The sequence below is a fragment of the Nonomuraea sp. NPDC050643 genome, assembly GCF_040654715.1.
Taxonomy (GTDB): domain Bacteria; phylum Actinomycetota; class Actinomycetes; order Streptosporangiales; family Streptosporangiaceae; genus Nonomuraea.
Genome location: NZ_JBFAIM010000088.1, coordinates 25,312 through 46,291, shown reverse-complemented (window position 1 = coordinate 46,291; position 20,980 = coordinate 25,312). Strand labels below are relative to the sequence as shown.

General features: G+C 71.5%; 15 protein-coding genes and 1 pseudogene. 6 read left to right on the top strand and 10 right to left on the bottom strand.

Going from position 1 to position 20,980, the window contains the following annotated elements:
- Positions 1–37: 37 nt before the first annotated feature.
- The gene (locus AB0I15_RS59180; protein ID WP_358117892.1) at positions 38–280 is read left to right on the top strand and encodes a hypothetical protein; all 243 of its coding nucleotides are present in this window, start codon (positions 38–40) and stop codon (positions 278–280) included.
- A 4-nt stretch (positions 281–284) separates the two neighbouring features.
- On the opposite strand, the gene AB0I15_RS59175 is transcribed toward AB0I15_RS59180, so the two are convergent.
- A complete protein-coding gene (locus AB0I15_RS59175) occupies positions 285–737 on the bottom strand; it encodes a hypothetical protein (RefSeq protein WP_358117889.1) in 453 nt (150 codons plus the stop codon).
- 42 nt (positions 738–779) lie between these two features.
- Positions 780–1,952 carry an SLC13 family permease gene (locus AB0I15_RS59170; protein ID WP_358117886.1) on the bottom strand — a complete coding sequence of 391 codons (1,173 nt, stop codon included), beginning with the start codon at positions 1,950–1,952 and terminating at the stop codon, positions 780–782.
- Between the two features lie 57 nt (positions 1,953–2,009).
- Here AB0I15_RS59170 and AB0I15_RS59165 point away from each other — a divergent pair, with 57 nt between their 5' ends.
- Complete coding sequence (locus AB0I15_RS59165) at positions 2,010–7,577, top strand: TIR domain-containing protein (RefSeq protein WP_358117883.1); 5,568 nt, start codon at positions 2,010–2,012, stop codon at positions 7,575–7,577.
- On the opposite strand, the gene AB0I15_RS59160 is transcribed toward AB0I15_RS59165, so the two are convergent.
- On the bottom strand, positions 7,566–8,141 hold the full coding sequence (locus AB0I15_RS59160; RefSeq protein ID WP_358117881.1) for a TetR family transcriptional regulator: 576 nt from the start codon (positions 8,139–8,141) through the stop codon (positions 7,566–7,568). The genes AB0I15_RS59165 and AB0I15_RS59160 overlap by 12 nt on opposite strands.
- Before the next feature lie 96 nt (positions 8,142–8,237).
- On the opposite strand from AB0I15_RS59160, the gene AB0I15_RS59155 reads away from it, so the two are divergent.
- Positions 8,238–9,059: an SDR family NAD(P)-dependent oxidoreductase gene (locus AB0I15_RS59155; RefSeq protein WP_358117878.1), complete on the top strand. Its 822-nt coding sequence runs from the start codon at positions 8,238–8,240 to the stop codon at positions 9,057–9,059.
- A gap of 6 nt (positions 9,060–9,065) precedes the next feature.
- On the opposite strand, the gene AB0I15_RS59150 is transcribed toward AB0I15_RS59155, so the two are convergent.
- Both AB0I15_RS59150 and coaE read right to left on the bottom strand, forming a co-directional pair.
- Positions 9,066–10,475: a glycoside hydrolase family 43 protein gene (locus AB0I15_RS59150; protein WP_358117875.1), complete on the bottom strand. Its 1,410-nt coding sequence runs from the start codon at positions 10,473–10,475 to the stop codon at positions 9,066–9,068.
- A gap of 73 nt (positions 10,476–10,548) precedes the next feature.
- Positions 10,549–11,151: a dephospho-CoA kinase gene (coaE, locus tag AB0I15_RS59145; RefSeq protein ID WP_358117873.1), complete on the bottom strand. Its 603-nt coding sequence runs from the start codon at positions 11,149–11,151 to the stop codon at positions 10,549–10,551.
- 47 nt (positions 11,152–11,198) lie between these two features.
- On the opposite strand from coaE, the pseudogene AB0I15_RS59140 reads away from it, so the two are divergent.
- A pseudogene (locus AB0I15_RS59140) lies at positions 11,199–11,336 on the top strand (Clp protease N-terminal domain-containing protein); the annotation flags it as partial.
- 445 nt (positions 11,337–11,781) lie between these two features.
- Here AB0I15_RS59140 and AB0I15_RS59135 read toward each other — a convergent pair.
- Positions 11,782–12,252, bottom strand: a complete 471-nt coding sequence (locus AB0I15_RS59135; protein WP_358117910.1) for a GNAT family N-acetyltransferase — start codon at positions 12,250–12,252, stop codon at positions 11,782–11,784.
- A 180-nt stretch (positions 12,253–12,432) separates the two neighbouring features.
- Positions 12,433–13,797, bottom strand: a complete 1,365-nt coding sequence (locus tag AB0I15_RS59130; protein ID WP_358117870.1) for an alpha/beta hydrolase — start codon at positions 13,795–13,797, stop codon at positions 12,433–12,435.
- Between the two features lie 100 nt (positions 13,798–13,897).
- Here AB0I15_RS59130 and AB0I15_RS59125 point away from each other — a divergent pair, with 100 nt between their 5' ends.
- Positions 13,898–14,467, top strand: a complete 570-nt coding sequence (locus AB0I15_RS59125) for a hypothetical protein (protein ID WP_358117868.1) — start codon at positions 13,898–13,900, stop codon at positions 14,465–14,467.
- A gap of 259 nt (positions 14,468–14,726) precedes the next feature.
- Here the strand turns inward: AB0I15_RS59125 and rpsA are convergent, their stop codons facing one another.
- The 3 genes from rpsA to polA all read right to left on the bottom strand — a co-directional run bounded on the left by rpsA (position 14,727) and on the right by polA (position 20,354).
- Positions 14,727–16,211: a 30S ribosomal protein S1 gene (gene rpsA / locus AB0I15_RS59120; protein ID WP_358117865.1), complete on the bottom strand. Its 1,485-nt coding sequence runs from the start codon at positions 16,209–16,211 to the stop codon at positions 14,727–14,729.
- A gap of 192 nt (positions 16,212–16,403) precedes the next feature.
- Positions 16,404–17,504 carry a polysaccharide deacetylase family protein gene (locus AB0I15_RS59115; RefSeq protein ID WP_358117862.1) on the bottom strand — a complete coding sequence of 367 codons (1,101 nt, stop codon included), beginning with the start codon at positions 17,502–17,504 and terminating at the stop codon, positions 16,404–16,406.
- Positions 17,505–17,663: 159 nt separating this feature from the next.
- Positions 17,664–20,354, bottom strand: coding sequence for a DNA polymerase I (gene polA / locus AB0I15_RS59110; protein ID WP_358117861.1), 2,691 nt, complete (start codon positions 20,352–20,354; stop codon positions 17,664–17,666).
- 86 nt (positions 20,355–20,440) lie between these two features.
- Between polA and AB0I15_RS59105 the strand changes: the two genes are divergently transcribed.
- A complete protein-coding gene (locus tag AB0I15_RS59105; protein WP_358117908.1) occupies positions 20,441–20,830 on the top strand; it encodes a hotdog fold thioesterase in 390 nt (129 codons plus the stop codon).
- The last annotated feature ends 150 nt before the right edge of the window (positions 20,831–20,980 follow it).

The following is a 20,980-nucleotide window of genomic DNA, read 5'->3' as shown; positions in this document are numbered from 1 at the left end:
TGCCGGACAAACGGCATCCCGCGGAGAGGAGCCCGACATGATGACCACCACCGAGCTGGCGCAGGTGCTCTTCGTCACCACCCTGCAGCCGTCCGACGAGCTGTCCCCGTTCCAGATCCGGGAGGCCGTGGACGAGCGGCTGTGCGCGTGCGGCGGCGACCCGTCCTGGTGCGCGGCCTACGTGGCCCAGGAGGCGGGCGACCACCCCGAGACGTACGTGCGCCGCATGCGCTGGGCCCTCGGCGCGGTCGCCGGCGCCTACGCGCTGGCCGCCGCCTGACGCGCTACTTGAGCTCGTGCCGGCAGAGCCCCTCGGCCGACACGACCACCTCGCCGTCCACGGTGATGCGGCACTTGCCCGCCGCGAGCCGGCCGTCGGCGGCCTGGACCGAGCCGGCCACGACGGAGATCGACCGGCCGACCTTCTGCTCGGCCTCGGTGAGCTCCACCTTGACCGTCTTCGACCACGGGAGCCTGGCGTCGTTCTCGGTGCCCTGGTCGTCGGCGACGTACATGATGGGCTGCATGGACCGGCCCTTGCCGAGCACCTCCAGCTTGACCGTCCGGGTCACCTCTCGCGCCGGGAGGATGGACGCCTCGGCCGCGGGGCTCGACGCCGGAGCGCTGGACGCCGGGGTGGCCGGGGACTGGGCGGCCGGCTCCGGGCCGCCGCCGCAGCCGGTGAGCGCCGCCGCTAGGGCAAAACCGAAAAATCCGTAGATGGTGGTTTTGGTCATGGTGCTTTATTGTCCTGGATCTTGACCGGTGGTCAGGACCGATCAGCCGAACTCGACCAGGGTCCACACCGTCGCCACCAGCCCCACGACCGCCAGGCCGGCGCCGGTGAGCAGGAACCGGCGTATGGGCACCCTGACCTCGTGACGGCGGCACGACTCGAACCACAGCAGCGTGGCCAGCGAGGCCCACGGGGTGATGACCGGGCCCACGTTGGTGCCGACCAGCAGGGCCAGCAGGCGATCCTGGTCGGCGGAGGGGATCACGGTCTCGACCGCCTGGTAGGCCGGCAGGTTGTTGATCGCGTTGGACAGCCCGGCCCCGACGGCGGCCGTGCGGTAGGGGTCGCTCTCGGTGCCGATCATCCAGGTCATCAGCTCGGACAGGCCGTGCCTGCTGAGCGTGGGCACCACCAGGAACAGGCCGGCCACGAAGACGATGAGCTGCCACGGGATCAGACTCCACGTCAGATGGTCGCGGGCGCGCAGCAGGAAGGCGCCCACGACGATGACGGCCGCCGCCGTGGCGGCCACGGCGACGTGCAACTCCAGCAGCAGCAGAACGATGAACAGCACGCAGGCCACCGACGCGGCGGCGAACAGCACGCGATCGGCGACCGGCTCCAGCACGGGCGGGGTGTAGCGCAGGTCGCGCCGCTCGCCCCGCCGCCAGTAGAACACCCACAGGAACGCCATCGTCACCGCGATCGAGACGAGCTGGGGGGCCCACATGCGCCCGGCGAACGCCTGGGCGTCAAGGTTGATCTTGTCCATGCCCAGGAGGTTCGTCAGGTTGGAGACCGGCAGCAGCAGGCTCGCGGTGTTGGCCAACCAGATGGTGGTCATGGCCAGCGGCAGGGGCGCGATGCGGGCCTTGGGGGCCAGGGCGAGCATGACGGGGGTGAGCAGGACGGCGGTGGTGTCCAGGTTCAGAAATATCGTCACAAATGACGCGAAAGCAGTACAAAGAAAAAAGAGGGCGGCGTAGTTGCCACGTCCGAGCACCGCCATCCTCGCCGCGATCGCGTCGAAGACCTGGGCCTCCTTGGTGAGCTCGGCCACCACGATGATCGCGACCAGGAAGATCACCAGCGGGCCGATCTCGTGGAAGCTCGTGAGCGCGTCATTCCATGGGAGCAGCCCGGTCGCCAGGAAGACCAGGCCGAGAACCAGCAGCCCGATCCTGATGAGGTCGAGCACGCCAAGACGCCGCCACACCCGACGATGATCGCACACACACTCCAATTCGCCGACCTGGCAGGGGATACTGACGGCATGGCACGTGACGGCAGGGCGACCGAGATCTTCGTCAGCTACTCCCCGGCCGACACGGCGTGGGCGACCTGGATCGCCTGGGAGCTCGAGGCGGCGGGCTACCGGACCATGATCCAGGCGTGGGACTTCGTGCCGGGCACCAACTTCATCGACTTCATGGACCGCGGGGTCAGTGAGGCGCAGCTCGTCGTGGCGGTGCTCTCGCGCAACTACCTGAGCTCGCGTTACGGGCGCATGGAGTGGCAGGCGGCGATGCGGGCCGACCCCGACAACCCCTCCAACAAGCTCGTCACCATCCGGCTGGAGGACGTCCAGCTCGAGGGCCTGCTGTCCACGATCACCTGGGTCGACCTGCTGGGCATCACCGATCCGGGGCAGGCCAGGGCGCTGCTGCTGGGCCGGGTCCGGGAGGCGATGGCCGGGCGGGCCAAGCCGGAGTCCGCGCCCGCCTTCCCCGACGGCTCCAGCGTGCCCGCGCCCACCCCCACGCTGCCGCCGTCCGACCGGGCCAGGTCCAGGCGCGCGCCCGTGACGGCCCCGACGTTCCCGCCGTCGGGCGGCGGCGGCCGGGCCCGCGAGTCGATCAGCGTGCTGCACATCGGCGGCCCCCGGTTCGGCCGGGCCCTGCCCGATCCCGGCGAGCCGTTCACGCCCGAGGACATGCAGGCCCGCATCTGGGCCGACCTGACCGCCATGTACGACCGGGGCACGCCCCGCCCCGACCTCATGGTGGTCAGCGGCGACCTCACCGAGTCCGGCAGCCTCGGCCAGTTCGGGCAGGCGACGCGGTTCGTGACCGACCTGCGGCTGCTGATCGGGCTGGAGCCGCACCGGCTGATCCTGCTGCCCGGCCCGCGCGACGTGACCAAGGCCGCCGCCAGCGCCTACTTCATGACCTGCGAGGCCGACGACGTGAGCCCGCAGCCGCCCTACTGGCCCAAGTGGCGGCACTTCGCCAAGCTGTTCGGCGAGGTGTACCAGGGGCTGGACGACCGGGTGTTCGACGGCGGGCAGCCGTGGACGCTGTTCGAGGTGCCCGATCTGAAGGTGGTCGTGGCGGGGCTCAACTCGACGATGGCGATGAGCCATCTGGAGCGCGACGCGTACGCGCTGGTCGGGGAGGGGCAGGCGGCGTGGTTCGCCGAGCGGCTGCGGCCGTACGAGGAGAGCGGCTGGCTGCGGCTGGGCGCGCTCGGGCATCCGCCGGACGAGCTGCGCGACGCGCCGATGTTCGCGCGGCTGCTGGCCCACCGGCTCAACCTGCTCTTCCACGGCGGCTCGGGGCCGGCGGCCGAGGGCCGGATCGCCGCGCCGCGCTCCGGGCGGCACCACGTCGTCGAGATCACCCCCGACGGGCTGCGCACCTGGCTGCCCGACGAGGGACGGCCCGAGCGGGTGCGCACCCGGTGGCGCTCCGCGCAGGCGCCCTTCACCGCCGAGAGCCCGCAGGCCCCGCCGCCCGCGCCGGAGCCGGAGGAGCGCGAGCCGAGCCCGGTCGAGCTGCTGCTCGACCGGATCACCGAGGTCTGCGAGGCCAGGCACGAGCGTGCCCGGATCCGCAGATTCGACACCCACCTGGTGGTCACCCACCCCGAGGACGGGTTCGTCCGCCAGACCATGATCGGCGCGCATGTCGGCCCGCTCACCGAGGAGGCCGCCGACGGCTTCGCCCGGCGCGCGCACGCCACCGGCCTGTCCGCCGAGCTGGTCTACCAGGGCCTGCCCGCGCCCCGCGCCATGCGCGACGACCTCATGCGCAAGGGCGTGCGGCTGCGCAGCTTCACCGAGTTCCAGGGGCTGCTCGACCTGACCGGCTACGTCGCCGAGCAGACCGCCCGGCTGACCGCCGACCGCCGCTACCCGCCCGACCTGTACGTGCCGCAGCGCTACCGCGAGCTCGACCGCCCGGGCAACCAGGTCAAGCAGGGCCTGACCGACGAGCTGATGCGGCTGCTGGCCGCCGACCACGGCCGGTTCCTGCTGCTGCTGGGCGACTTCGGGCACGGCAAGACGTTCGCGCTGCGCGAGCTGGCCCGGCGCATCCCCGTCGAGCTGCCGCACCTGACGCCGATCCTCATCGAGCTGCGCGCCCTCGACAAGGCGCATTCGGTCGACGCGCTCGTGGCGGCGCACCTGGCCGGGCACGGCGAGGAGTTCATCGATCTCAAGGCGTTCCGCTACCTGCTGCGGCAGGGCCGGATCGTGCTGCTGTTCGACGGGTTCGACGAGCTGGTGACCCGGCTGACCTACGACCGGGCGGCCGACCACCTGGCCACGCTGCTGTCGGCGGCCGACGACAAGGCCAAGATCGTGGTGGCCAGCCGCACCCAGCACTTCAAGTCGCACAGCCAGGTGCTCACCTCGCTCGGCGAGATGGTGGGCGTGCTGCCGCAGCGGCGGGTGCTCAGCGTCGAGGACTTCACGCCCGACCAGATCCGCTCCTACCTGGCCAACAGGTTCGAGGGCGGCCACGAGGCCACGGCGCGCATGTCGCTGATGGGCGAGATCGAGGACCTGCTCGCGCTGGCACAGAACCCGCGCATGCTCAGCTTCATCGCCGACCTCGACGCCGACCGGCTGCGCACGGTGGCCGAGGCCCGCCACACGATCAGCCCGGCCCTGCTGTACGAGGAGATCCTCGGCTCCTGGCTGGCCTTCGAGGAGCACCGGGCCAGGATCCCCGGCTCCCCCTCGGCGCTGACCGTCGACGAGCTGTGGCAGGCGGTGACGGCGCTGGCGGTGCGGTTGTGGGAGTCCGGCGAGTCGCTGCTCGGTGTGGAGGAGCTGACCGAGATCGGCGAGACGCTCACCGGCCTGGCCGACGGGCAGCTCTCGGCCGCCCACGCCGCGTTCCGCATGGGCTCGGGCAGCCTGCTGGTGCGGACCGAGGAGGGCATGTTCGGGTTCATCCACGCCTCGGTGATGGAGTGGCTGATCGCCCGGCACGTCGCCGCCACGCTCGACGATCCCCTGCTGCTGACGCTGCGCCCGCTGTCGGCGCTGACGGTGGAGTTCCTGTGCGATCTGGCCGACGTACGCGCGCTGCGGGCGTGGGTGGCCGACCCGCCGGCCGACGACGTGTCCCGGGCCAACGCGGTCAAGATCTCCGCCCGGCTGCGCACGCCCGCCCGCGCCGACCTGCGCGGGGCCAACCTCAAGGGCGAGGACCTGTCGGCCAGGGACCTGCGTGAGGTCGACCTGACCGGCGCCGACCTGTCGGAGGCCACGCTGGCGGGCACCAACCTGTCCAGGGCGGTCCTGCGCGAGGCCAGGCTCACGGGCGCGCGGCTCGACGGCGCCCAGCTCACCGGGGCCGACCTGCGCGGGGCCGACCTGTCGGGGGCGCGGCTGGCGCAGGTGGACATGAGCGACGTGTCGGTCGAGGGCGCCCGCTGGCACCGGGCCTCGCTGATCAACGTGACCGGCACGCTGCCGCACCTGCCGGGCGCGGCCGTGGTGCCCGGCCAGCCGGTCGAGGTGGAGTTCGCGCCGGCCGGGATCGGGGTCCCCTACGGCTTCCACTTCCAGACCAGCCGCCTGCCGGAGCCGATCGCGTACAGCCTCGACGGGGCCACGATCGCCATCGGCAACGAGGACGGCGGCGTGCTGCTGTGCGTGGGCGGCGCCCCGGTGCGCACGCTGCAGGGCCACCGGGGCCGCGTCTACGCGGTCACGTACGCCGGCGAGCTGCTGGCCACGGGCGCCAGCGACGGCGCGGTGCTGCTGTGGGACGCCCTGACCGGCGAGCGCCTGCGCACCCTGCGGGGGCACCCCGACGGCGTCTGGCCGGTACGCCTGAGCGCCTCGGGCGACCTGGTGGCGGCGGGCGGCGCCGACGGCGTGGTCCGCGTGTGGGAGACGGCCACCGGCCGGCTCGTGCACGAGCTGGGCGGGCACCGGGCGCCGGTCTTCACGGCCTCGTTCGGCGGCGCCGCGCTGGTGACCGGCGACGCGGCGGGCGTGGTGCGCGTCTGGGACCTGGAGTCCGGGCAGATGAAGGAGACCCTCGACGAGCATCGCGGCAGCGTCTACCGCGCCGTGCACAGCCCCGACGGCCGGCTGCTGGCCACCGGCGACCAGGCGGGCACCGTCCGGCTCTGGGACACCGCCACGTGGACGCCGCTGCACACGCTGTCCGGCCACGCCGGCAGCGTCTACTGCGTGACCTTCTCGCCCGACGGCTCGCTGCTGGCGACCGGTGACACGGCGGGCGGCGTCCGCGTCTGGGACCCGTCCGGCGAGGCCCGCGGCCTGCACACCACGCACGCGGCGGCCGTCTACCAGGTGGCGTTCAGCCCCGACGGCCAGAGCCTGGCCACCGGCGACGCCAACGGCGTGGTGCGGCTGCAGCGGCTGGGCGGCGGCCAGCGGATCGAGCTGACCGGCCATCGCAGCTCGGTCTGGCCGTTCGCGTTCAGCCCCGACGGGCAGCAACTGGCCACCAGCAGCAACGACGGCACCGTGCGCCTGTGGGACCCGGTCTCGGGCCAGTGCCAGCGGGTGCTGCGCGGCCATGGCCGGCGGATCTCCTCGGCCCGGTTCAGCGCCGACGGCACCATGCTGGCGACCAGCGGCAACGACGGCGTGGTCCGGGTGTGGGAGCCGCGCACGGGCCGGCGGCTGCGCGAGTTCAGCGGCACGGCCGACCGGCTCATCTCGGCCTCGTTCTCCCCCGCCGGCCCGGTGCTGGCCACCTCCAGCAACGACGGCGGCGTGCACTTCTGGAACGCCGTCACCGGCGACTACGAGCGCGAGCTGCACGCCGAGACCGACCACGTGTGGGCCGAGGCGTTCAGCCCCGACGGCGACATGCTGGCCACGGCCAACGACGACGACAGCGTACGGATCTGGTACCGCCCGACCGGGCGGCTGGCGGCCAACCTGATGGACCACCGCGGGCGGGTGCGCTCGATCGCGTTCAGCCCCGACGGCCACTACGTGGCCACCGGCTGCGACGACAAGCTGGTCCGCCTGTGGCACGTGGCCTCCGGCGGCCGGGTGGCCACGCTCGAAGGGCACACCGACCGCGTCTACTCGGTGGCCTTCTCCCCCGACGGCCGTCATCTGGCCAGCGCCGGCAACGACGGCAGGGCCCTGATGTGGGAGCTGCGCCCCGGCCAGCCCTGGCAGCCGCGGCTGGTGCACACGCTCGACCGGCACGACGGGCGGCTGTGGAGCGTGGCGTTCAGCGCCTCGGGCGACAGCCTGGCGACCGGGGGCGACGACCTGCTCGTACGGGTGTGGGACACCGCGTCGGGGCGGCTGCGGCACACGCTGGCCGGGCACACCCGCCGGGTGTGGTCGGTCGCCTTCAGCCCCACGGCCGACCTGCTGGCCAGCGCGGGAGACGACGGTGTGGTGATCCTCTGGGAGGGCGGCGAGCGCCGGATGACCCTGCTGGGGCTGGCCGAGGGGTGGGCGGCCCTGTCGCCCGACGGGCGCTACAAGGTCGAGGGCGAGCCCGCGGGGCAGTTCTGGCACGTGGTGGGCATGTCGCGGTTCGAGCTCGGCGAGCTCGACCCGTACCTGCCGGGGGTGCGGCAGGTGCCGCTCGACTCACCCTTCTGAGGTGCCCGACATCGGGCGGCCGAGCAGGCCCGAGGCCACGGTGGCGACGTGGGGTGCCAGGTCGGCGGTGGTGGCCTCGGCCAGCGCCGGGGTGGCGACGACCGAGCGCAGGATGCCGATGCCGACCAGCCAGGCGCTGAGCAGCTCGGCCCGCAGCTCCGCGTCCTGCCCGCCGGCCAGGTCCCGCAGGGCGTTGACGTAGGTGGCGCACACCTCCTCGCGGATGCGCTGCCGGGCGTCTTCGTGGGCCGAGGAGCGCAGCATGGCGACCAGGGGGTGCTCGCCGCCGTACGCGGTCCAGTCGTGCTCGACGACCGTGCGCATCATGCGGGCGACCAGCTCCTCCTCCGGGCCGTCGAGGAGGCCGGGCGGCAGGTCGGCCGCGGTGGCCTCATCGAAGAGCCGCTTCTTGGAGCCGAAGTAGCGGAAGATCAGGGTGGCGTCGACGCCCGAGTCCTTGGCGATGTCGCGGACGCTGGTGGCGTCGTAGCCCTCGCGGGCGAAGCGCAGCCTGGCCGCCTCCAGCAGCCGCGTCCTGGTCGCCTCGCGGTCCCTCTTCGGCACACGGACTCCTCTCCGTAGTCATCGATCGTTGACATTGTACGGCGTGGCTGTGCTACGTTCCCTCAAGTCAGCGTTCGATGACTTGAGGGACGAAATATGCGGACTTATGTCGTGGCGGGTGGCACGACCGGCATGGGCAGAGGGCTCGCCCTGCACTTCCTGAGCCGGGGCGACCACGTGACGGTCGTGGGCAGCGATCCCGCCAAGGGACGGCGTCTCCTCGACGACGCCGACCGCCTCGGGGCCTCCGGGCGGGCCGCGTTCCTGCGGGCCGACCTCACCTCGGTGGCGGAGAACCGGCGGGTGATCGAGGAGGTACGCGCGCGGCACGATGCGCTGGACGGCCTGATCCTCACCGCGATGCGGCACTTCCCCCGCCGGGTGGAGACCCCCGACGGCTTCGAGGCCACCTTCGCCCTCTACTACGTCAGCCGCTTCGTGCTCGCCTACGGCCTCACGGACCTGCTGGAGAAGGGCGAGAGCCCGATGATCGTGAACATCTGCGGCGTCGGCGTCACCAAGGGCGGCATCCACTGGGACGACCTGTCGCTCGAGCGCGGCTACGGCAGCATCAAGGCCATGCTGCAGGGCGGCCGGGCCACCGACCTGCTCGGTGTCGCCTACGCCGCCAACCACGCCGGCGGCCGCACCCGCTACCTCCTGCACCACCCCGGATTCACCGACAGCGGCACGGACAGCCTCAAGCAGCCCGCCAAGACGATCGTCAAGCTGCTGGCCCGGTTCGCCGCCCAGCCGGTCGGCAAGAGCATCGCGCCGATCATCGAGCTGATGGACGACCCGCCCGGCGAGGGCCTGCTCGCCTACGACCGGCGCGCCCCGGTCGACCCGTCACTGCCGACCCTCGACCCGGGCGCCGCCCGCCGCCTCTACGACCTCACCCGCCACCTGGCCGGGTGAGGAGCGTCAGTAGACCTCGATCCGGTCCATGCTGATCACCGTGCTGCCCGAGGCGGGGTTGCGCTCGCCGGTGACGCGGACCCGCAGCGTGTGCGGCCCCGGTGACAGCACCGGGCTCAGGTAGTTGAGCTGCTCGCCCACCCGGATGGCGCTGTAGTAGTCGACCCGCTGCTCGGGGCCGCCGTCGATGGAGATGGCGGCGATGCCGTTGCCCTGGTCGCGCACGCTCAGCAGGGCGACCCGGGTGCCGGTGAAGGTGACGGTCGCGGTCGCGCCGGCCTGACCGCTCCAGTGGTCGTTGCTCCAGAAGCACTGGTTGCCGCAGCCGGAGCCGGACTGCCACGCGCCCCCGTACGTGACCTGGGGGTCGAAGTCGTTGATCACCGAGGTGGCGGCCCCGGGGTCGCCGGAGGGCAGTTGCTGCGTGGCGCCCGCGGCGATCGGGCGGCCGAAGTTCGGGGTGCCGTCGGCGTTCCAGGTGAACCTCTGCACGCGCGTGGTGCGGAAGCTGTAGGTGTTGGTGCTGGTGTTCTTGCCGTGGTAGGCGATCCAGTCCTCGGTGCCGTCGGGCGAGCGGAAGAACGAGTGGTGTCCCGGCCCCCACACGCCGGTCGCGTCGTTGCGGGAGAAGACCGGCCCGGCGTGCTGGGTCCAGTTCGCGGCCACCATCGGGTCGGCTCCGTTCGCGATGCTCTTCATCCAGAGCTGGTAGTCCGGCTTGCCGGTGTCGCAGGTGGAGTAGGTCAGGAACGTCCTGCCGTTGCGGTAGAGCGGGGTCGGGCCCTCGCGGACCTCCGTGCAGCCGCCGTTGGCGGGGATGGCGACCCGGCCGCCGGTGACCGTCCACGCGTTGCTCATGCGGGCGATGTAGAGCTGCGCGGGGCCGCCCATGCCGCGGCCGGGGCCGGTCCAGACGAAGTAGGACTGGCCGTTGTGGGTGATGGGCTCGCCGTCGATGGCGTACTCGCCGAAGTCGGCGATCTTGGCCTTGAAGGCGTAGGGGCCCATCGGGTCGTCGCCGGCCGATTCGAGCACGTACATGCGGTGGTTGGCGTCCACGCCGTCGGAGGCGGTGTAGTAGATGTACCAGCGCGATCCGACGTGACGGAACGCGGGCGCCCACATCTGCGTGTTACGGCCGGCATCGCTGTCGCGCCAGACCACCTGCTCGGGCGCGGCCAGCAGGGTCGCCAGGCTGGGCGACCTCCAGATGCCGATCCGGTCGCCGCGCGTGGTGGCCACGTAGTAGTTGCCGTTGTGGTGGATCAGGCTGGGGTCCGCGCCGGCGTTGACCGGGTTGCGGAACGACTGCGCCGCCGCGGCGCTCGCCGGGGCCGCCGGGACGGCCGGGGTCGCCGGCAGGATCAGGCTCAGGGCGATGGCCAGGGCGGCGCACCAGGGAGATAAGCGCGGCATGGGCGGTCCTTCCACGATCCTGTCGGACGATCTTTCCGATGGTCATGGATGACGGTCATGTTCGTCAACGGCCTCAGCCGCGGGCGGCCCGCCTCAGCAGATCGTCCCATACCTCGGCCACCCGGGCGTCGAGGTCTTCCATCGAGCCCTCGTTGGGGATCACGATGTCGGCCGCGGCCAGCCGTCTCTCACGGCCGGCCTGGGCGGCGATGCGGGCCCTGGCGTCGGACTCCGGCATGCCCCGATGGTCGGCCAGGCGCTTGATGCGCACGTCGTCGGCCGCGTCGACGACGATCACCACGTCGTACATCGGGGCCAGATTGTTCTCCACCAGCAGCGGCACGTCGTAGACCAGCACCGTGTCGTCGGCGGCCCGCCTCTGCAGCTCCGCCACCCGCTCCCCCACCAGCGGATGCACGATCGCGTTGAGCGCCGCCAGCCGGTCGGAGTCGGCGAAGACGATGGAGCCCAGTTTCTCCCGGTCGAGGGAGCCGTCGGGGCGCAGCACCTCCTCGCCGAACACGGCCGCCACCCGCGCCAGGCCGGGCGTGCCGGGCTCGACCACCTCACGCGCGATCTTGTCCGCGTCGATCACGACGGCGCCCCTGGCCGACAGCCGTCTGGACACCTCGCTCTTGCCGGAGCCGATCCCGCCGGTGAGCCCAATCTTCAGCACGGCCAAAGCCTATCCACGATCGGCGCGTACGGGTCCATCATCGAATCATGCTCAGCAGGATCGTACGGGCGGCCCACGAACAGGCGGCCGCCGCCGGAGACGACTGGGTCGGACCGCCGCACGTGGTCCTCGCCCTGCTGGCCGGAGACTCCCTGGCCGCCCGGGTGCTGATCGAGGTCGGTCTCGACCACGCCCGCGCGCTGGAGTGCCTGCCCCACCACGCCAGGCCGCAGTGGCACGGCCACCGGGCGGGCGGTTTCGCCAACCCCGCCTTCCACAAGCTCCACGGCATCGCGACCGGCCTGGCCGTCGCCGGCGGCCGGCGCGAACCCGCGCCCGAGCACTGGCTGCTCGCCCTGGCCCACGACGCCGAGCTGGACCGGGAGGCGACGCCGCTGCACCGGTTCGGGGTGGATCCGGCCGCGGTGGTAGAGGCGCTGCGGCGGCACGGCGTGCCGGTGCCGCCGATCGCCACGCCCGTGCACGTGCCCTGGCGTGGACGCCACCAGATCGTGGTGCCCGCCGCCGCCCTCAAGGCCGCGCTCGACCGGCTCGACGCCGAGCACCCTGCGGGCTCGGAGTGGCGGTGGGGCTGGAGCTGGGTGGACGACGACATGGCCCGCGCCATGATCACCGCTGAGGAGGGGGTCGATCTGTCGTCCTGCGCAGGTGCACCAGCGTCAGGTGATCGTCCATCCGCTCGCGGCTCGTCTCCCGGTAGCCCAGGCGACGGTAGAGCCGCAGGTTCCCGTCCGACAGATGCCCAGTGAACAGGTCGAACGCCTCCGCCTCCGGCACCTGCTCGTGCAGGGCGCGCAGCAGCGCCGTGCCCAGCCCCTGACCCTGCCGGTCGGGGGCGACGACGAGGCGACCCACCCGGCAGGTGGTGCCGGAGAGCTGCCCGCGCACGGCTCCGACGATGCGGCCCGCGTCGAGCGCCTTGAGGACGATCGCGGTGTCGATGATCTTGCGGATCTGCTCGAGCGACTCGACCAGCGGCGGGATGAACGGGTCGCCGTAGAGCTGAGCCTCGGCCACGTACGCGGCCCGCTGCAGGGTGAGGATCTCACCCGCGTCGGCGGCGGCCGCCCGTTCGATCACCACGCACAGCACCCTAGTCCATGCCCACCGCCAATCCACGCCACCGCCCGACCACGGCCCCGCCCGACCACGTTCGCCATCAGCCCAGGCCCGCCGTCAATCCAGACCCGCCCTCAGCCCATGCCCACCGTCGGACCAGGCCCGCCGTCAGCCCAGGCCCGCGTCGGACCACGCCCGCCGTCAATCCAGGCCCGCTGTCAGCTCTCCTGGGCAGACGGTGCGCGCCGGCGGCAGGGTGCCGTTGACGAGGTAGGCGTGCACGTGGGTGCGCAGGCAGGTGGCCCGCAGCTTGCTCGCCCCCTGCAGCAGGTACGCGCCATGACCGTCACCGTGCCGCAACACCGCCGCCCCGGGGACGCGCCCGGCCACCCTGGCCGCCCCCGCGCCCGGTGCGGTGGTGTCCAGCCGCCCGATCCCGACCAGCACCGACGCCCCCTTGCGCGCCCGCAGGGGACGGGGCGGCCAGCTCGGGCCCCGCCCCGACACGCCGAGACACCGGGCGATCTCGTACCGGCCCGCCATCCACCCCACCCGGGGCGCCACGGCACGCAGCCGCGACTCCATCGCCATGAACCGCCGGTATCCGGGCACGACCGGCATGAAGTCGTGGCAGACCATCGACCGCGTCACCATCCCGGGGGCCACCGGCCGGGCCATGGCGGCCATCGCGGCCAGGGCGCTCGCGTCGCCCTCTCCGGCCGCCGACAGGGCGCGGGCCAGCTCGGGCCAGCGGTGCGGGGCGAGCCCGGCGTTCACCGCGGCGACGATCCGGCGGGCGTCGAGCGTACGGCCGGGGCCGGCGGGCAGGGGCGCCCGTTCGAGCAGGTCGTCGAGGAGCGCCACGGCGTCGCCGTCCAGCGGGCAGCCCAGGCGGCCCCGGCACCAGTCGCGAAAGTAGGTGAGCTGCCGCTCGGCCGCGCGCGCCCGGGCGATCAGCCGCCGCCCCAGCCCCGGCTCGCCGTGGTCGGGCACGCCCTCCAGGTACATCCGCTCCACCCGGCGCGGGAACAGCTCCAGGTACGCCTGCCCGTACACGGCCCCGTACGCGTTGCCGAAATACCGCAGCCACCGCTGGCCGAGCGCGGCGCGCAGGGCGTCGAGGTCGTGGGCCACCTGCCAGGACGTGAGACCGGCGTAGGCGGGCCCGGCGGCGATCCGGCAGCTCCTGTCGTAGGCGGCGTTGTCGCGGGCGTAGGCGCGCCACATGGCGGCTCCGGGGGTGAGCTGCAGGCGCAGCGGGTCGGGCTGCGGGACCGAGCAGCGCACCATGGCCGGGCTTCCCCGGTCGCCGAGGCCGCGCGGCTCGACGAACACCACGTCGAACCAGCGTGCCAGCTCGCTCACGGTGTCGGGCCGGTCCCGCACGCCCTGGATGGTGGGCCCCCAGCCGATGTTCACGACCAGCGGCCCGAGGCTGCGCGCCGGGTCGTGGGCGGGCATCCGCGCCACGTCGATCTGGGTACGCGCCCCGCGCGGCCTGGCCCAGTCGACGGGCACGGAGAGCCTGCCGCACTGCAACCCGTCCCCGCAGTCCCACCACGCCACCCCGCCACTCCCCCGAGCCACCGGACCGGGCGGCTGCGTCCTGGCCACCAACGCACCCGCCCCGGCAACGACACCCGCCCCAACGGGAACACCCGGGACGGTGGCGGCTACCAGCAAGGGGGCAGCGACCGGCGAGGCGACGGCGGCCGATCCCGGGAAGACGGCCGATGCAACGGAGACGGCTGATCCAGTGGAGACGGCCGATCCGGCAGAGGAGGCCGGCAGGGCAGAGACGGCCGATCCGCCGGAATCGACCGAGGCCCCGAAGACACCCGACGAGGGGGAAGCGACCGATGCCCCGAAGACCGGCGCGGCATCGGCCACCGACATTCCGGAGGCCACCGACACCCCGGAGACAACCGACGGCGCGGACACGACCGATCCGGCGAAGGCAACCGGCGAGACGGAGGCGACCGATCCCTTGGAGAAGATCGGCAGGGCGGAGACAGACGATCCGGTTGAGGAGATCGGCGGGTTGGAGACGGGCGATCCGATGGAGAGGACCGGTGTGGTGGAGAGGACCAAGGGGGTGGAGGTGGTGGAGGTGGCTGATCCGGTGGAGGTGGCTGACCCGGTGGAGGTGGCTGACCCGGTGGAGGTGGCCGATGCGGCCGGGACGGTGGCGGCGACGGCGGCCGCCAGCGCGGCCGTCACCTGGACCACCCGCTGAACCATGCCCACTGCAGTGCCCCTGAGAGTCGGTGTGCCAGTGCGGCTCAGTCTCTCAACGGCCTGCCCCGCAGGTCAGAGGCTTGGAAAGACCCTTGGGTAAAATCTGCCGCTCCCTCGGCGAGTCATCCGGAAAGATCCCCTATGCCCACCCGTCAAGGCGCGGATCCCACGTCCCGCATGATCGCCGGGCATGCGAAAGGCCCCGCACGGCGAACCATGCGGGGCCTTTCGACTAGCCATGCCTCAGGCGAGAGCGATCAGCTCTGGCCGCCGGCCAGCTTCTCGCGCAGAGCCGCCAGCGCCTCGTCCGAGGCGAGGGCGCCACTGGCCGGAGCCGACGAGGAGCTGCCGCCCTGCTGGGGCTGCGTCTCGCCGCTGTAGGAGGACGGAGCCGCCTCTCCGGCCTCGGCCTCAGCCTTGCGAGCCTCCTCGATCTGCTTCCTGTGGGCCTCGAAGCGCTGCTGGGCCTCGGCGTACTGCCGCTCCCATTCCTCACGCTGCTTGTCGAAGCCCTCGAGCCACTCCCCGGTCTCCGGGTCGAAGCCTTCGGGGTAGATGTAGTTGCCCTGGTCGTCGTAGGTGGCCGCCATGCCGTAGAGGGTCGGGTCGAACTCGACCTCGGTGCCGACACCCTCGTTGGCCTGCTTCAGCGAGAGGCTGATGCGGCGACGGTCGAGGTCGATGTCGATGATCTTCACGAAGATCTCGTCGCCGACCTGGACGACCTGCTCCGGGATCTCCACGTGGCGCTCGGCCAGCTCGGAGATGTGGACCAGGCCCTCGATGCCCTCCTCGACCCGGACGAACGCGCCGAACGGCACCAGCTTGGTGACGCGACCCGGCACGACCTGGCCGATCTGGTGGGTGCGGGCGAACTGCTGCCACGGGTCTTCCTGAGTGGCCTTGAGCGACAGGGAGACGCGCTCGCGCTCCATGTCGACATCGAGGACCTCGACCGTGACCTCCTGGCCGACCTCGACCACCTCGGACGGGTGATCGATGTGCTTCCAGGACAGTTCGGACACGTGGACCAGACCGTCGACGCCGCCGAGATCCACGAACGCACCGAAGTTGACGATCGAGGACACGACGCCCTTGCGGACCTGGCCCTTCTGGAGGGTGTTGAGGAAGGTCTGGCGGACCTCGGACTGCGTCTGCTCGAGCCAGGCACGACGCGACAGGACCACGTTGTTGCGGTTCTTGTCGAGTTCGATGATCTTGGCTTCGAGCTCGCGGCCGACGTACGGCTGCAGGTCGCGGACACGGCGCATCTCGACCAAGGAGGCCGGGAGGAAGCCGCGCAGGCCGATGTCGAGGATGAGACCACCCTTGACGACCTCGATGACGGTACCGGTGACGATGCCGTCTTCGTCCTTGATCTTCTCGATCGTGCCCCAGGCGCGCTCGTACTGAGCTCGCTTCTTGGACAGGATCAGGCGGCCCTCCTTGTCCTCCTTCTGGAGGACCAGGGCTTCGACGTGCTCTCCGACTTCCACGACGTCAGCGGGATCGACATCGTGCTTGATCGAAAGCTCACGCGAGGGGATGACACCCTCGGTCTTGTAGCCGATATCGAGAAGAACCTCGTCTCGATCGACCTTGACGACGGTGCCCTCGACGATGTCGCCGTCGTTGAAGTACTTGATGGTCTCGTCGATCGCCGCGAGGAAGGCTTCCTCGGACCCGATGTCGTTGACCGCTACCTGCGGGGTGCTCGAGGTGGCCTCAGTGCTGGACGTCATGTGTGGAATTGCTCCGAACGCGGACAGGATGTCGATGTGGCGGATGCGCGGCAGGCCCTCTTCCGCATCAAGCCGAGGAATTACGACATCGACGTGACCGAGCGCGAGCCCGCTCCGTCTGAGGCGCGCGCGAGCCCACAGCGCAGCGATCAGCATATGAGACCATCGCCACGGGGTCAATCCGGGGAGGAATCAATAGGTGATGACCTGGAGCCCTCGCTTGGCGCCGATATTACCTCGAAGTTTCTCCGGTATGGAGATCCGCTCGGGGTCGCCGTCGCTGACGTAGCGCTCGCCAGGGTGCTTACGCAGCCACTCCAGCCAGTACTGCGAGCACCACTTGCGGCACTCGCCCTTCTTGCCGTTGCTCTGGATGCGCTGGATCGCCCCGTGGTCGAAATTTTTCGCGTAGGGCGAAAGCGATGGCTCGGCCCCGGCGAGGAAAACACCGGCGAAATCATAGCGCGTGCCGTCCCAGGAGCCGGTGCGGGCCGCCTTCTTCGTACGGGGCATCGATCCGTACGGCAGCGCCATCGTCCGGGAGGGCGGCACCCCCAGCTTCTTCAGCAGCCGCTCGATCCTGACGATCTGCTCGCCGACCTTCTTCTTCTTGAGCAGCCGCAGATTGGGGTGGCGCCAGGTGTGGTTGGCCACCTCGTAGCCGTGATCGACCAGCCACCGTACGGCGGCCGCCTGGGAGGCCTGGTCGCGCAGCCCGAACGGCTCCTTGTTGACCCAGAACGTGGCGACCGGCCGGAAGGACGGGTGTTTCCTGGCCACTTCTTGGATCACCCCCACGGCGGTGTCGGGCCGCGGGTCGCCGTTCTCGTCGAGCGCGAAGTGGCTGGGATGCCCGTCGTCGAACGTCAGCACGACCGGATGCTTGCCCGCCGGCACCCGGATCTCGCCGATGGCGAACTCCCGGGCGGTGATCGGCACGTAGCCCTGCTCGGCCAGCTTCTCCAGCTCCTTCCTGAGCTGGGAGGGCGACCGGTCGAGCGAGGCGAGCCGCTTGGCCAGGATCCGGTGGTACATCAGCACCGGCACCAGCCCGACCTCGTTGGCCTTGACCTGCTTGGCGAACTCGGGCGTGGACACCGTCCCCGGCGGCTGGCCGACCGGGTCGAGGGTCGGGGGCGGCCGGCTGGCCTCGGCCCCGCCGTCGGCACGGACTGCGTCCTTGGGCCGGGCGGGCGGCGGGCTCTCCGACGGTAAGACGCTCAACCCGATGATGGCGATCGTTACCACCACCACGTTCGCGATGCCGATGATCCGCGTGAGGGACGCTGACATCCGCACAGAACTCCCGGCCGCTCGGTGAAAAACCAGTCCAGGTTAGTGCAGATCGCCGCTCCCGCGGGGCCTCCGGCACGGAGAGGGGCCGCCGACGTGGCCCGGCCGGGGCCACGTCGGCGGCCCTCAGCGACCCGCCAGTGGCCCCTCAGCGGCCCCTCAGTGGCCCGCGTCCTCCCAGGTGCGCCCCACGCCCACCGAGACCTCCAGGGGGACCCTCAGGTGGTAGGCGGCGTTCATCTGGTCGCTCACGAGCCCCGTGAGCCGCTCCAGCTCGCCCGGCGCCACCTCGAACACGAGCTCGTCGTGGACCTGCAGCAGCATCCTGGAGGCCAGCCCCTCCTCGCCGAGCGCCTGGCGCACGTTGAGCATGGCGACCTTGATGATGTCGGCGGCCGAGCCCTGGATCGGGGCGTTGAGCGCCATCCGCTCGGCCATCTCCCGGCGCTGGCGGTTGTCGCTGGTGAGGTCGGGCAGGTAGCGGCGGCGGCCCATGATCGTCTCGGTGTAGCCGTCGGTGCGGGCCTGGGAGACGATGGCGTGCAGGAAGTCGCGCACGCCGCCGAACTCCTGGAAGTATTCCTCCTTCAGCGCCCGCGCCTCGGCCACCGGGATGTTGAGCTGGGTGGCCAGCCCGAAGTCGGACAGGCCGTAGGCCAGGCCGTAGTTCATCGCCTTGATGCGGGCCCGCAGTTCGCCGTCGATCTGCTCGGGCGGCAGGTCGAACACCCGGGCCGCGGTGGCCTGGTGGAAGTCGTGGCCGGACTCGAACGCGGCGATCAGCGCCTCGTCGCCCGACAGGTGGGCCATGATGCGCAGCTCGATCTGGCTGTAGTCGGCGGTCAGCAGCGTCTCGTAGCCCTCGCCGACCGTGAAGCCCTGCCGGATGCGGCGGCCCTCGGCGGTGCGGATCGGGATGTTCTGCAGGTTGGGCTTCTCCGACGACAGGCGGCCCGTGGCGGCGATGATCTGGTTGAACGTGGTGTGGATGCGCCCGTCGCCTGCGATCTCCTTGATCAGGCCCTCGACGGTGGTGCGCAGCTTCTGCTGGTCGCGGTGGCGCAGCATGATCGTCGGCAGCTCGTGCTCGGTCTGGGTGACGAGCCAGGCGAGCTGGTCGGCGTCGGTGCTGTAACCGGTCTTGATCTTCTTGGTCTTGGGCAGGTTGAGCCGGGTGAAGAGGATCTCCTGGAGCTGCTTGGGCGAGCCCAGGTTGAACTGCTCGCCCACCGAGCGGTGGGCCTCCTCCACGGCGTGCTTGACCGCCGCCCCGAACTCGGCCTCCAGCCCGGTGAAGTAGGCGCTGTCGACGGCGATGCCCGCGCGCTCCATCTCGGCCAGCACCGACAGCAGCGGCAGCTCCACGTCGCTGAGGAGCTGGGTGCCGCCGCGCCCGGTCAGGAAGGTCTCCAGGGACTCGGCGAGCTGGCGCACGGCGTGGGCGCGCAGCGCGAGGTCCTTGGCCGGGGCGTCCTCGTCGTCGCCGAACAGCGCGGCCTGGCCGCTGGGCTCCTCCTCGGCCCGCAGGTCGCGGTTGAGGTAGCGCCTGGCCAGGTCTTCGAGGGCGAACGTGCGCTGGCCCGGCATCGCCAGGTAGGCGGCCAGGGCCGTGTCGCAGCTCAGCCCGCGCAGCTCCATGCCCTGCGCCCAGAGCGCGAGGATGGGCCCCTTGGCGTCGTGGACGGCCTTGGGCTTGGTGTCGTCGCCCAGCCAGGCCCGCAGGGCCGCCTCGTCGGCCTCGGTGAGCTTGACGGGGTCGATGTGGGCGGCGGTGCCGTCGGGCGAGGCGACGGCGATGCCGTCGACGCGCCCGGTGCCGCTGCCGTAGGCGCCCTTGAAGGCGAGCCCGGCGCGGCCCTCGGGCAGCGCGGACAGCCAGCCCGCGACGCGGTCGGGGCCGAGGATCACGGTCTCGACCTCGAAGCCCTGCTCGGGTTCCTGCTCGCCGGTGCCGAGCACCTTGAACACCCGCTCGCGCAGCTCGCCGCGGATCTGCAGGGTGTCGAACAGCTTGTTGATCTCCTCGCGGTCCCACGCGCCCTGGACGAGCTCGCCGAGGTCGGCCTCCAGGGGGACGTCGCGCAGCAGCTCGGTGAGCCGGCGGTTCATCAGCACCTGGGCGACGTGCTCGCGCAGCTTGTCGCCGACCTTGCCCTTGACCTCGTCGACCCGGTCGACCAGCGCGGTCAGCGAGCCGAACTCGCGCACCCACTTGGCCGCGGTCTTCTCCCCCACGCTGGGGATGCTCAGCAGGTTGTCGCTGGGGTCGCCGCGCAGGGCGGCGAAGTCGGGGTATTGCGCCGGGGTGAGCCCGTATTTCTCCTCGACCGCCTCGGGCGTGAACCGCGTCATGTCGCTGATGCCGCGCCGGGTCATCAGGACGGTGACGTTCTCGTCGACCAGTTGCAGCGCGTCGCGGTCGCCGGTGACGATCAGGACGCTCATCCCCTCCGCGCTCGCGCGGGTGGCGAGGGTGGCGATGAGGTCGTCGGCCTCGAAGCCGGCCTTGGACAGGTGCGGGACGCGCAGCGTGTCGAGCAGCTCGTAGATGAGCTGCATCTGACCGCGGAAGTCTTCCGGGGTCTCGCTCCTGTTGGCCTTGTAGTCGGCGTATTCCTCGTGGCGGAACGTCGGCTCCGACCGGTCGAAGGCCACCGCCACGTGCGTCGGCTGCTCGTCGCGCAGGATGTTGGTCAACATCGAGGTGAACCCGTAGACCGCCTCGGTGTGCTGACCGTCGGTGGTCATCAGGTTGGCGTCCTTCAGCGCGTAGAACGCGCGATAGGCCAGGGAATGCCCGTCAAGCAGCAACAGACACGGGCGGCTGGGGGTCACTTCACTCTTCGGCACGTACGCAGCCTAGTCTGCGTCTGCGACAGAAAACCTGAGCTCGGAAGAGTGGAGACGTCCCTTTGACGCAGACCAACCCCTTGGAGATGTCGGTGCTCGGTGACATGCACCGGGGCACGCTGGCCGACCGGATGGGCATCGAGTTCGTCGAGGCCGGGCCGGAGCGGGTCGTGGGCCGGATGCCGGTCGAGGGCAACACGCAGCCGTACGGGCTCCTGCACGGCGGGGCCTCGGCGGTGCTGGCCGAGACGCTGGGCTCGGTGGCGGCGGCCATCCACGCCGGTCCCGGCCGGATCGCGGTGGGCATCGAGATCAACGCCACCCATCACCGCTCGGCGACCTCCGGCCACGTCACGGGAGTCGCGACGAGGTTGCACGGCGGCCGCACTCTGGCGACGTACGACATCGAGATCACCGATGAGCAGGGGCGGCGCGTGTGCACCTCGCGCCTCACCTGCATCCTGCGCGACGCCTGACGCAAACGTCTCTTTTGCCGACCCTTTGCGCGTGAGCCCCGGAGGTCGCTACGGTTGTCCGAACAGAGCCCGCGGGGAGGCCCAGTAGAAAACGTGTTCGGCCTCACGTATGCGGGGTTGCTCCCGCGTACGGCCGGGAAAGCCCTACAT